Here is a 13,220-nt window from a genome sequence, read left to right on the forward strand (position 1 = left end):
TAAATAAATACAGCTAAAACAACAAAAAAACTAGTTAAGCCGACCAAAAACCCACAGGTTCAACAGTTTATTTACACCTAATTGATAACTTAATTGTGCGGGGTGTGATATTTGCCAATGAGCAATATCTGCTCGCATACCCACTTTTAATATTCCACGATCTACTAAGCCCAGTGCTTTTGCCGCATTTCGTGTTACACCTGTTAGAGTTTGCTCTGGCGTTAACCTAAATAACGTGCATCCCATATTCATCATCAATTGCAATGAACACAGTGGTGATGTGCCAGGGTTAAAATCGGTGGCTATCGCAATTGGCACGTCATGTTGCTGTAAAAGCGCAATGGGCGGTTGCTTGGTTTCTCGTAAAAAGTAAAAAGCACCAGGCAATAATACCGCCACTGTGCCCGCCTCTGACATCGCTTTAACACCAGCTTCATCTAAGTGTTCAATATGATCGGCCGATAGGCCGTTAAACTCAGCCACCAGCATTGCACCTTGCTGGTTTGAAAGCTGCTCAGCATGGCATTTTACCGGTAAGTTATGTTTTTTAGCCGCAGCAAATACCCGCCGTGTTTGGGCGTTACTAAAGCCAACATTTTCACAAAAAACATCTACTGCATCGGCTAAATCAGCACTGACTATTTGTTCAAGCATGTCGTTACACACCAGCTCAATATATTCGTCACTACGGTCTTTATATTCCCCCGGTAAAGCATGCGCACCTAAAAAAGTCGTTTTTACATCTACCGGATGATTTTCACCAAGCAATCGTGCTACTTCGAGTATTTTTATTTCGTTTTCACAGTCAAGTCCATAACCCGACTTAATTTCAACGGTGGTAACACCTTCACCATAAAGTGTATTAAGGCGATCTTTTGCCTGCACAAATAAACTTTCATGATCCGCCTCACGGGTGGCGCGCACAGTGCTGGCAATGCCGCCCCCTTGCGCGGCTATTTGTTCATAGCTGACACCTTGTAAGCGCTGCTCAAACTCTTCTGCACGTGAGCCTGCAAAAACTAAATGGGTATGACAATCAATCAAACCCGGTGTTAACCACTCCCCTTTAGCGGAAATGGTCGGAGTGGAAAACACATCAAATTTAGGTAAATCAGTTTGCTTACCAAGCCATGCAATTAAGCCATCTTTTATCGCTAATGCTGCATTTTCGATGGTGCCATACGGGGCATCGATACTGATATCCATAGTAGCAATATTGGCATCCGTGATTAATAAATCCCACTCTGGGCATGCGTCATTTACAGTTATAGCCATAACCATCCTTTAAAATGTTTTTATCAGCTTAACAAGCCATCTTGTATATACAAGGTAACTATGCCATCTTTGTAATCAGATAAAAACGTTAAAGTATCGCTTAATACTATGAGCACACCTAAATTTGCCCAAATTAAACAATTTATTGTTGCTAATATTCGTTCTGGTCTGTGGCTTGAAGACCAGCGCGTGCCTTCTGAAAATGAACTATCAAAGCAGTTTAGCGTTAGCCGTATGACGGCACGCCGGGCACTTAGCGAGCTAACAGAAGCCGGAATATTAAATCGTAGCCAAGGGTTAGGTACGTTTGTAGCGAGTTTTAAATCGCAATCATCTATGCTTGAAATTAAAAACATTGCTGATGAAGTAAAAGCCCGAAGTGGCGCTTATAGCTGCACCATTAAAGCTTTAGAATCAATCAATGCGCTCGCACCAATTGCTATTGCTCTAGGTGTTGATATTGACAGTGTAGTTTATCGCAGTGTGATTGTGCATAACGAAAACGATCATCCCTTGCAGGTAGAAGAGCGGTTTGTGAACCCAACGCTTGCAAGTAATTATTTACAGCAGAATTTTCATGCCCATACGCCCCATGAATATTTATCGAGTGTGGCACCACTTACCGAGGCGCATCACACAGTAGAAGCAATTATGCCCAATAGCGAAATGTGCCAATGGCTAAACTTATACTATGAAGAACCCTGCTTACAGGTAATTCGCCGTACATGGTCATCGCAAGGTATTGTTAGTTTTGCTCGGCTAGTATCGCCAGGTAACAAATACCGTTTAGGTGGGCACTTAACATTTAAGAAATAAATTTAAAGACTATAATTTTTACAGGTATAAATATCATCGAGTAGGGTGAGGCTTATGCCTCATCCCTCTCACAGAACCGTACGTACGGACCTCGTATACGGCTCCTGTACCCTTCACATTTTATCAACTTATTTCCTAAACGCCGATAAAGCAAGCCATCCCGTATTCACTTTTTCTATTGGATATAAACCAAGCTCCTCAAACCATTGGTTTGGCATCGATACACAAGATAAAGGGCTTAGTGAGTTACGCCACGAGTTCATCTTAATGAACTTAAACGGTGGCTTTTTTCCTAACTGCTTTAGTCGTCGATGTAGCCTTGATGGCTTCTTCCACAACCTCAGCTGTATTGCCCTTAGTCTTCGTCTGATCCAACCTGCCAAGGCTTTTAGCTCTCGTTTACAATTGGCTATACTAAAATAATTTACAAAACCGCGCACAACTGGATTTAGCCGTTTTATTACTTCTGCTAAATTTATGCCGCCGTTACGTTTTGTTAATTGCTTCACTTTTTGTTTAAACCCGATGAGTTTTGATGCTTGTATCCGTGTCCACTGGCTACCTATCTCTACTCCCAAAAACTTCACTCCTTTGCTGCTATGAGCAATATGGGTTTTATTTTGGTTCACGGTTAATTTCAAGTCTCGCTCTAGTATCTGGGTGGATGCCTTAAGTGCTTCTTGCGCTGCTTTTTCTGTGCTGCACAAAATCAAGATATCATCTGCATACCTCACTATTCGGTGATTACGCTTTTTCATTTCTTGATCGAAAGCATCTAGGTAGATATTGGCCAATAACGGGCTAATTACGCCACCTTGTGGGCTTCCTATCGTACTAGCCTCCCAGTGTTCACCTATCATTACTCCGCTTTTTAAGAACTGATTAATCAGTTTTAAAATACTACCGTCCGTCACTTTGCGTCTAACACTCCTAATTATCAAAGCATGATCAAGCAGGTCAAAACACTTCGACAAATCCATGTCTACGACCCAGTCGCGATGGTATTTACGGATAAATACACTTGCTTTACTGATAGCGTCATGACAGCTTCGTTTCGGCCTATACCCATAACTCGATGGGTGAAAGTCGATGTCGAATATCGGTTGGAGTATGTTCAATAGTGTTTGTTGCACTATTCGGTCTCGAACTGCGGGGATACCTAGCATTCTGACACCGCCATCATCTTTGGGTATTTCCACCCGTTTGACAGGTTGTGCCCTATATTGCTTGGTTTGCAGCTCAAGTTGCAGTTGTTTTAAGTTTGCTTCTAAATTCAGGGCGAATGCGCCTACGGTCTGCCTATCTATTCCGGCCGCTCCTTTAGCTGCTTTCACTTTTTTGAATCCCTTGTACAGGTTATTAATGTCTAATAATTGTCCGTACAAGCTGTAGTAAACTGTCATTTTCTGCCTTTGCTTGCGGTATGTCTGCTCGTGTCACTCTACTTATCGCTGATTCTTCATGATGACATTAGGTGTGCTAGCCTTTTTTGGCAATCTGCCTAAGTGGTCAGTCATTACTCCATTGCTCGCCCTTCAATTCTCAGCGTCTACATTCCTGTTTGGCCGTCATATTTTGGCTATTTCCGTCGAAATACTTGTGAGCCGATAAACAAAAGTTCCCGTCTTTCATACGCTTAAAGAATACTTCCCCCCTTCGCAATCAATTAAAGCTTTTGGCTAAAGTTGACCCCATCAAACATAATGTTGATGGTCGGCTTGGTTTTCCCCTCCACACCATTACTGGCTTTCATCGGCCTAGCCTTACTCACTACTACGGGTTCATCTGCCACCTCACACCGACACTAAATCTTGGCTTTCACCTTGAATTTAGGCCACTTACTCTCATTAAGTTTAGATGCCAGGCTTCCCCAGTTACTGCACTGGCTCCCTGTTAGAAATCCCACCCTCAAGCACAGTATTGGTCTGACTAAGTATAGGGCGTTGCGCTATTTTGCACGCTGACCCACCAATACTGCCGAAACAGGTTACGGTTAGTTGTGTACCTCTAACTTCTTATGGCTTCCTTCAGACCCCACCGTTGGCCAGTGACGCCCTTGCCATTCAGATTATCTTCCCCTTAGTCAGGGTGATAAGGCATCTTTCAGCCTATCGGGTTTGCCAGCTTCGCTGGGCAAACAAAAAGATGCGCTTTACAGCGTATTTTTTAAAAGCATTAAGCTTGTATATACAACAGGATCATATAATGAACAATAGACTCGATGAATCACGCATAATTCGTGCTCCTCACGGAGATAAAATCAGCGCAAAAAGCTGGCTTAGCGAAGCGGCAAAACGCATGCTAATGAACAACCTCGATCCAGAAGTAGCAGAACATCCTCATGCGCTAGTGGTATACGGTGGTATTGGCCGAGCAGCCCGTGATTGGCCATGTTTTGATAAAATAATAGAAACCCTTGATAGACTTGAAGATGACGAAACCTTACTGGTGCAATCAGGTAAGCCTGTTGGGGTATTTAAAACTCACAGTAATGCACCACGCGTATTGATTGCCAATTCAAACCTCGTGCCGCACTGGGCTAATTGGGAACACTTTAACGAGCTAGATAAACTTGGCCTAATGATGTACGGGCAAATGACTGCTGGTTCATGGATTTATATTGGCTCTCAAGGCATTGTGCAAGGCACCTACGAAACCTTTGTCGCCATGGCAAAGCAGCACTTTGCTGGTGATGCTAAAGGTAAATGGGTATTGACCGGCGGCCTAGGCGGTATGGGCGGCGCGCAACCCCTTGCAGCAACAATGGCGGGCTTTAGTGCCTTAGTAGTTGAGTGTGATGAAAGCCGTATCGATTTTCGCATTAAAACTCGCTACGTTGATGTAAAAGCAGTTGATTTAGACGATGCCTTAACTCGTATTAACGATGCATGCGCTAAAGGTGAGGCGCTATCAGTTGGCTTATTAGGTAATGCCGCTGACGTATTTAGCGAGCTAGTGAAGCGTAACATTACTCCAGATGTAGTGACCGACCAAACTTCTGCTCACGATCCGCTAAATGGCTACTTGCCACAAGGTTGGGATATGCGCCACGCCGCCAACATGCGCGAAAAAGATGGTAAAGCCGTGATAAAAGCTGCTAAGCAATCAATGGCGGTGCAAGTAAAAGCGATGTTGGCACTGCAACAAGCCGGTGCTGCAACGACCGATTACGGCAATAATATTCGTCAAATGGCCTTCGAAGAAGGCGTAGTGAATGCTTTTGACTTTCCTAGCTTTGTGCCAGCTTATATTCGTCCACTGTTTTGTCAAGGTATTGGCCCGTTCCGCTGGGTTGCACTTTCTGGCGATCCAGAAGATATTTATAAAACTGATGCTAAAGTAAAAGAGCTTATCCCCAACGATAAACACTTACATAACTGGCTTGATATGGCCCGTGATCGCATTCAATTTCAAGGCCTACCAGCACGTATTTGTTGGCTTGGCTTAAAAGACAGAGCGCGCTTAGCGCTGGCATTTAATGAAATGGTAAAAAATGGTGAGTTAAAAGCCCCGATTGTTATTGGCCGTGACCATTTAGACTCAGGCTCAGTAGCTAGCCCTAACCGTGAAACCGAAGCCATGAAAGACGGCTCTGATGCAGTATCAGATTGGCCATTATTGAATGCCTTACTTAATACCGCAGGCGGTGCGACGTGGGTGTCATTACATCACGGTGGTGGCGTTGGTATGGGCTTTAGTCAGCACTCTGGCATAGTGATTGTTGCTGATGGTACTGATGAAGCCGCTATTCGTATAGGCCGAGTACTTTGGAATGACCCTGCAACAGGCGTTATGCGCCACGCCGATGCAGGCTACGATAGCGCCATTAATTGCGCCAACGAACAAGGTCTCGACCTACCTATGCTGAATAAAGAATAAGGATTAGTCATGTTTGAACACACTCTCACACCAGGCCAACTTGATTTAGCCAGCTTGCGTCAAATTAGTTTATCACCAATAAAACTAACACTCGCTAAAGATAGCGACATTAAGATTGCAGCCAGTGCGCAAACGGTGCAAGACGTAATCAACGAACAACGCACCGTGTACGGTATAAATACCGGCTTTGGCTTATTAGCCAACACAAAAATTGCAGAGCATGAACTTGAGCTACTACAACGCTCTATTGTACTTTCTCACGCTGCAGGCATTGGCGAGTTTATGAACGACAGTACGGTACGCTTGATGATGGTATTAAAAATCAATTCATTATCGCGTGGCTTTTCAGGTATTCGCTTAAAAGTAATTGAATTTTTTATAAAACTACTTGAAGCAGAAGTTTACCCGTGCGTGCCAAAAAAAGGCTCTGTAGGTGCATCAGGTGACTTAGCGCCGCTTTCACACATGTGCTTAGCGCTTTTAGGTGAGGGCGAAATGCGTTATCAAGACAAGTTAATCAGCGCTACCGAAGGCCTTGAAATAGCTGGACTCGAACCCCTTACTCTTGCTGCTAAAGAGGGCTTAGCACTATTAAATGGCACCCAAGCATCGACCGCATTTGCACTACAAGGGTTATTCCGCGCTGAAAACCTATATGCACAAAGCTGTGCTATTGGCTCGATGAGCATTGAAGCCGCCATGGGGAGTCGTTCGCCATTTGATGCACGTATTCATGAAATACGCGGTCAGCGTGGGCAAATTGATTCCGCCGCTATATTTCGCGAAATACTAGGTGATAGCTCACAAATTAGTGAAGCTCATGTCGATTGTGAAAAAGTACAAGATCCATACTGCTTACGCTGCCAACCACAAGTACTAGGCGCCTGTTTAACTCAAATTCGCCAAGCCGCTGAGGTATTATTGTGCGAATCAAACGGCGTTACCGATAACCCGCTAGTATTTGCAGATGTAGGCGATATTATCTCTGGAGGTAACTTCCATGCAGAGCCCGTTGCTATGGCTGCTGATAATTTAGCTCTTGCGATTGCTGAAATTGGCGCGTTAGCTGAGCGACGTATTGCACTATTAATTGATTCAAACCTGTCAAAGCTACCGCCATTTTTAGTTGAGAACGGCGGCGTTAACTCAGGCTTTATGATTGCCCAAGTAACCGCGGCGGCGCTTGCCTCTGAAAATAAGTCGTTGGCACACCCAGCCTCTGTTGATAGCTTACCGACCTCAGCAAACCAAGAAGATCACGTATCAATGGCTACTTTTGCTGCACGTCGTTTAGGTGAAATGGCCGACAACACGCAAGGTGTGTTGGCAGTTGAATGGTTAGCATCGGCGCAAGGGCTTGATTTTAGAAAGCCACTTAAAGCGTCCGATAAAGTAGAGCAAGCTAAAGCGACTTTACGTGAAAAAGTAAGCTACTACGATAAAGACCGTTACTTTGGCCCCGATATCGAAGCCGCTAACGCCTTATTACAACAAGGCACACTGTGTAGCTTATTACCTAGCGCAGTATTGCCATCTTTTTAAATAACGACTTTTTAAATAATTTTTATATATCGTATTGATAATTAAAACCTAAGCCCTCTATAGCCGAGCCATCAACAATGCGTTCGGCTTTTTCATCACCTAAAAAGCTTGGCATAGCCGTACCGTGTTGTTGGCTTTTTTGACGGTAATAGTCAGCTTTAGTTGGATGAAACGGATTAACCACATTATAAACAGATGCCGCATTTTGCCAGTTGTGTATTAACGTATTAATGGCATTTATTACATCTTGCTGATGCACCATGTTAACGACTTGCTGGCTTGAGCTATTAAGTTGTTTACCAGCCACAAATCGACCTGGCTCACGTTCTGGACCAAGTAACCCTGCTAAGCGAATTACCTTTGCCCCAGCCCCTAAGGCAAGCTGCTCTGCGTCATACAAACGCTGTTGCCGTTGGGTAGTACAAGTAATGTCACTTTGTTCATCGTAAACCTGGTTATCGCTATTATAGACACCTGTTGATGAGCACAATATAAAGCCTTTGCAGTTTAGGTTTTTGCCAAGCGCCAATGACTTTTCAAGCGTAACCAAATAGTCACTGTCATCGTCACGGCTACGCGGTGGTATAGCGCATACCCAAAATGCATCTTCTAAATCAAGCTGATGAATTAGCTGATTACCTTTAAGCTCTAGCTGTCTTAAAAAATCATGGTTATGTTCGGTGCTTCGATGTGTACCTTGCACCTGCCAACCTTTTTTCTTGGCATCTAAACATAAAGCATGGCCTAACCAGCCAGCCCCTAGCACAACTAAATTATTATTTTTAGTTCCCATAGTCAGATAATCCTTACCTTGTAAAAAATTATTGTCTTGGCTTAATCGTACTTAATAGCGATTATGCCAAAGATATGATTACTTGAATTCAAGTATTAAGTGCAATCATTATGCAGCCACCAGAACTTCTGATTGCCCCGTAAATAATTCATGAGGGGTTTTATACCCTCTTGTTTTTCTTGGCCGATGGTTGAGCTTATCAACTGCCGCCTGTATCTCTGCTTCACTTAGCGCCATAAAGTCAGTTCCCTTGGGGAAGAAGCGTCTAAGTAAGCCGTTGGTATTCTCATTTATGCCCCGCTCCCATGATGAATAGGGATGAGCGAAATACACATCAGCTTCTAATTTTTGTGCAACATGCTCATGGTGAGCAAACTCTTTTCCATTATCTAACGTCACGGTAATAACCTTACCTTTATATGGTGTCATACACGTGATCAGCGCATCGGCTGTTATTTTCGCATGCTTGCTTTCAATTCTGTGAACGACTGTATATAACGTTTTACGTTCAACCATTGTGACAAGCGCATTTTTACGCCCTTTACCTATCACTGTATCGCCCTCCCAATCACCAATCCTAGACTTTGAATCCACAATACTTGGGCGTTCATCAATGCTGACTCGATTAACTATCTGTCCACGTTTATCATAGCTTCCATAGCGTTTTTTATACTTTTTACATGCACGAGTGAGTGTCTTATGTAGCTTGCCACCACGAGCCTTGTCTCTGTAAATATATTGATAAATTGTTTCATGATGTAAAACGACCTGTTTCTCTAAAGCTAAGCGGCCTGCCACTTGCTCAGGGGAAAGTCCGTCATGCAACAATTTATTAATCCAGTGAGTGACGTCCTCTGTTAACTTACTTGCTTTGAAAGATGACTTACGTCTTTGTTCAGCAAAGTTATTGGCTTGGTTAGGCCGATAGCCTTTAAGTCCTTTATTGCGTTTTAGCTCTCTAGAAATAGATGACGGTGAACGAGTTAGTTCTTCAGCTATCTGCTTTTGGTTATTTCCTGCTTTTATTAACGCGTAAATCTGGTATCTTTCTTCTTGTGTCAGCTGTTTATATTTCATTAAAGCAATTTCCTTTGGCGAGAAAATGGCCGAATTATAACAGCTGGCCATCTAATCTGAGAAATTGCACTTATTATCCGAATTTAGGTTATATAGAGTCTAATTAATAATAAAACTTACACTTTATCCTCGATAATTTATCACTTAGAGAAAATACTTTTACTGATTGGCGGAACTCTCAGTGTATTACTGATCATCGCTTCCAGTTTTTTTGTCAATCATATCGCCTCATTATCACGTCATGCGATAGAACGCGAAACCCAAACGTACCTTAAATCTGAACAACTTACTATACAAGGTTACTTTTCACGTTACGGTAAAGTGGTCGAAAACTTTATTAATAATCCGCACTAAAATTAAATCATTTATACGTAAGCTCTATATCGGTAGATCTTACTACCGGCGACGCTTCTGCTGCAGTACTGCAACCGGCTTATAATAACCAGCAAGGCCTAGTTGGTTTTGGAAGGGGTAGATGTACAGCTTAATAAAATAGTCGAAGACACTCGCTTCAATGGCCAAGGTTACGGTTTCTTACTGAGCAGTTAGTCAATGCCACGGCGCAGCTGCGATCAATAACTAAAGTACAAGATCAAAGTCATCATATAGCCACTTCAACAGAGCAGCAAACCGTAGTTGCTGAAGACATTAATAGCAGTCTATCGGCTATAAATACCTTATTGAATAGCACCGCGAACCATGCCCATGAACTGTTGCCGCACTCAATAAAACGGTGATTCAGTTTAAATTACAATACATCGCCAGCACTTATCTTAAAAAGAGCGCAATTCAGCGCTCTTTTTTGTTGTAGATCAATAAACCTGTCAGGGCTTTTTTTTATACTACCCGCCTTATGAATGTTAAAGGTGCGCGTGATGATTGATTTACCAAAGTGGGATAAAAACTTAATCAATAAATATAATGTGTCTGGACCAAGGTATACCTCTTACCCGACCGCTTTATCATTTTCAGAAGGTTATCAGCAGAAAGATTTGATAAGTGCGATAAACGCCTCAAGCAGCAACAAGTTATCGCTTTATATTCATATCCCCTTTTGTAGCCAGCTTTGTTACTACTGTGGCTGTAACAAGGTAATTACTCGTCATCAGTCCAAAGCTGACGTGTATATCGATTACCTTGAAAAGGAAATCATCGCTCAAGCTATTTTATTTAAACATTATAAAGTGGAGCAACTGCATCTTGGTGGCGGCACCCCGACTTTTCTAACCCAAGCGCAAATGAGCCGTTTAATTAGTGTATTAAATCAAAATTTTAATTTTGCCATAGATGCAGAGCGCGCTATCGAAATAGACCCTCGTTCACTTGCTAAAGGAATGCTAACCCAATTACGCCTATTAGGTTTCAATCGTGTTTCATTTGGTATTCAAGACTTTAATGACGACGTGCAATTAGCTGTAAACCGCCCACAAAGTGTTGATGAAGTAAAAAGCTTAATTACTGAGTCTCGCGAGCTTGGCTTTAAATCGATTAACGCCGATATGATTTACGGCCTGCCACTGCAAACACCTGAGAGCTTTAAGCAAACTATTGAGCAATTAATAGCGCTCAGCCCTGATAGAGTCTCTGTATTTAATTATGCTCATTTACCAGAGCGATTTGCCGCTCAGCGGAAAATCAAAGATGCTGACTTACCAAACGCGAACGATAAACTGACTATGTTTAAAAATACTCTAGCGCAAATGATACAGGCAGGATATCAATTTATAGGTATGGATCACTTTGCAAAAGCGGACAATGAACTAGCTATCGCACAAAATAGCCAACAATTACATCGTAACTTTCAAGGCTATACCACTCATGGCGATTGTGATTTACTCGGTTTAGGGGTGTCATCAATTTCACAAATTGGCACCGCTATTTTACAAAATAAAAAAGACTTAAAGTCCTATTATCATGAAATTGAGACTCAGCACGGCAGTGCAATTACTAAAGGTATAGACTTAAACCAAGACGATATAATTCGTGCAGAAGTAATAAGGCAGCTTATTTGTCACTTTGAATTAGATACACAAAGCATCGAGACTAAATTCGCACTTAATTTTGATGCTAATATCAGTTTTAATGATTACTTTAGCGACTCAATTAAAGCCCTTGAGCCGTTAATTGCTGATGGAATGGTCTGTATTGAGGGGAGTAAAATTAAGGTAACACCGCGTGGAAACTTATTTATTCGCATTATTTGTATGTGTTTTGACGCCCATTTACAAAAACAAGTTAACGCCACTCGATTTTCTCGAGTTATTTAAATACGTACGCACAAGCCCAATAAAAACATCGAGTAGGGTGAGGCTTATGCCTCATCCCTCTCACAGAACCGTACGTACGGACCTCGTATACGGCTCCTGTACCCTTCACATTTTATCAACTTATTTCCTAAACGCCGATAAAGCAAGCCATCCCGTATTCACTTTTTCTATTGGATATAAACCAAGCTCCTCAAACCATTGGTTTGGCATCGATACACAAGATAAAGGGCTTAGTGAGTTACGCCACGAGTTCATCTTAATGAACTTAAACGGTGGCTTTTTTCCTAACTGCTTTAGTCGTCGATGTAGCCTTGATGGCTTCTTCCACAACCTCAGCTGTATTGCCCTTAGTCTTCGTCTGATCCAACCTGCCAAGGCTTTTAGCTCTCGTTTACAATTGGCTATACTAAAATAATTTACAAAACCGCGCACAACTGGATTTAGCCGTTTTATTACTTCTGCTAAATTTATGCCGCCGTTACGTTTTGTTAATTGCTTCACTTTTTGTTTAAACCCGATGAGTTTTGATGCTTGTATCCGTGTCCACTGGCTACCTATCTCTACTCCCAAAAACTTCACTCCTTTGCTGCTATGAGCAATATGGGTTTTATTTTGGTTCACGGTTAATTTCAAGTCTCGCTCTAGTATCTGGGTGGATGCCTTAAGTGCTTCTTGCGCTGCTTTTTCTGTGCTGCACAAAATCAAGATATCATCTGCATACCTCACTATTCGGTGATTACGCTTTTTCATTTCTTGATCGAAAGCATCTAGGTAGATATTGGCCAATAACGGGCTAATTACGCCACCTTGTGGGCTTCCTATCGTACTAGCCTCCCAGTGTTCACCTATCATTACTCCGCTTTTTAAGAACTGATTAATCAGTTTTAAAATACTACCGTCCGTCACTTTGCGTCTAACACTCCTAATTATCAAAGCATGATCAAGCAGGTCAAAACACTTCGACAAATCCATGTCTACGACCCAGTCGCGATGGTATTTACGGATAAATACACTTGCTTTACTGATAGCGTCATGACAGCTTCGTTTCGGCCTATACCCATAACTCGATGGGTGAAAGTCGATGTCGAATATCGGTTGGAGTATGTTCAATAGTGTTTGTTGCACTATTCGGTCTCGAACTGCGGGGATACCTAGCATTCTGACACCGCCATCATCTTTGGGTATTTCCACCCGTTTGACAGGTTGTGCCCTATATTGCTTGGTTTGCAGCTCAAGTTGCAGTTGTTTTAAGTTTGCTTCTAAATTCAGGGCGAATGCGCCTACGGTCTGCCTATCTATTCCGGCCGCTCCTTTAGCTGCTTTCACTTTTTTGAATCCCTTGTACAGGTTATTAATGTCTAATAATTGTCCGTACAAGCTGTAGTAAACTGTCATTTTCTGCCTTTGCTTGCGGTATGTCTGCTCGTGTCACTCTACTTATCGCTGATTCTTCATGATGACATTAGGTGTGCTAGCCTTTTTTGGCAATCTGCCTAAGTGGTCAGTCATTACTCCATTGCTCGCCCTTCAATTCTCAGCGTCTACATTCCTGTTTGGCCGTCATATTTTGG

General features: G+C 42.5%; 9 protein-coding genes. 4 read left to right on the top strand and 5 right to left on the bottom strand.

The window, feature by feature from the left end; translation table 11 throughout:
• Window positions 1–30: 30 nt before the first annotated feature.
• Window positions 31–1,275, bottom strand: a complete 1,245-nt coding sequence (gene hutI, locus ACT3S9_RS14030; protein WP_441993004.1) for an imidazolonepropionase — start codon at window positions 1,273–1,275, stop codon at window positions 31–33.
• A gap of 108 nt (window positions 1,276–1,383) precedes the next feature.
• On the opposite strand from hutI, the gene hutC reads away from it, so the two are divergent.
• Window positions 1,384–2,091, top strand: a complete 708-nt coding sequence (gene hutC / locus ACT3S9_RS14035; protein ID WP_441993005.1) for a histidine utilization repressor — start codon at window positions 1,384–1,386, stop codon at window positions 2,089–2,091.
• Window positions 2,092–2,219: 128 nt separating this feature from the next.
• On the opposite strand, the gene ltrA (ACT3S9_RS14040) is transcribed toward hutC, so the two are convergent.
• Window positions 2,220–3,494: a group II intron reverse transcriptase/maturase gene (ltrA, locus tag ACT3S9_RS14040; RefSeq protein WP_086960535.1), complete on the bottom strand. Its 1,275-nt coding sequence runs from the start codon at window positions 3,492–3,494 to the stop codon at window positions 2,220–2,222.
• 802 nt (window positions 3,495–4,296) lie between these two features.
• Here ltrA (ACT3S9_RS14040) and hutU point away from each other — a divergent pair.
• Window positions 4,297–5,970, top strand: a complete 1,674-nt coding sequence (gene hutU / locus ACT3S9_RS14045; protein WP_441993006.1) for a urocanate hydratase — start codon at window positions 4,297–4,299, stop codon at window positions 5,968–5,970.
• A 9-nt stretch (window positions 5,971–5,979) separates the two neighbouring features.
• Entirely contained in the window at window positions 5,980–7,512 is a 1,533-nt protein-coding gene (gene hutH, locus ACT3S9_RS14050) for a histidine ammonia-lyase (RefSeq protein ID WP_441994668.1), read from the top strand.
• A 22-nt stretch (window positions 7,513–7,534) separates the two neighbouring features.
• Here the strand turns inward: hutH and ACT3S9_RS14055 are convergent, their stop codons facing one another.
• Together ACT3S9_RS14055 and ACT3S9_RS14060 are read right to left on the bottom strand one after the other, a co-directional pair.
• Window positions 7,535–8,305, bottom strand: a complete 771-nt coding sequence (locus tag ACT3S9_RS14055; RefSeq protein WP_441994669.1) for an NADP-binding protein — start codon at window positions 8,303–8,305, stop codon at window positions 7,535–7,537.
• A gap of 108 nt (window positions 8,306–8,413) precedes the next feature.
• A complete protein-coding gene (locus ACT3S9_RS14060) occupies window positions 8,414–9,382 on the bottom strand; it encodes an IS30 family transposase (RefSeq protein ID WP_086959932.1) in 969 nt (322 codons plus the stop codon).
• An 875-nt stretch (window positions 9,383–10,257) separates the two neighbouring features.
• Between ACT3S9_RS14060 and hemN the strand changes: the two genes are divergently transcribed.
• Complete coding sequence (hemN, locus tag ACT3S9_RS14065; protein ID WP_441994663.1) at window positions 10,258–11,649, top strand: oxygen-independent coproporphyrinogen III oxidase; 1,392 nt, start codon at window positions 10,258–10,260, stop codon at window positions 11,647–11,649.
• A 120-nt stretch (window positions 11,650–11,769) separates the two neighbouring features.
• On the opposite strand, the gene ltrA (ACT3S9_RS14070) is transcribed toward hemN, so the two are convergent.
• Window positions 11,770–13,044 carry a group II intron reverse transcriptase/maturase gene (gene ltrA, locus ACT3S9_RS14070; protein ID WP_086960535.1) on the bottom strand — a complete coding sequence of 425 codons (1,275 nt, stop codon included), beginning with the start codon at window positions 13,042–13,044 and terminating at the stop codon, window positions 11,770–11,772.
• Between the last annotated feature and the right edge of the window lie 176 nt (window positions 13,045–13,220).

Source organism: Pseudoalteromonas sp. AOP31-A2-14 (assembly GCF_052378035.1).
In the GTDB taxonomy this organism is placed as follows: Bacteria; Pseudomonadota; Gammaproteobacteria; order Enterobacterales; family Alteromonadaceae; genus Pseudoalteromonas.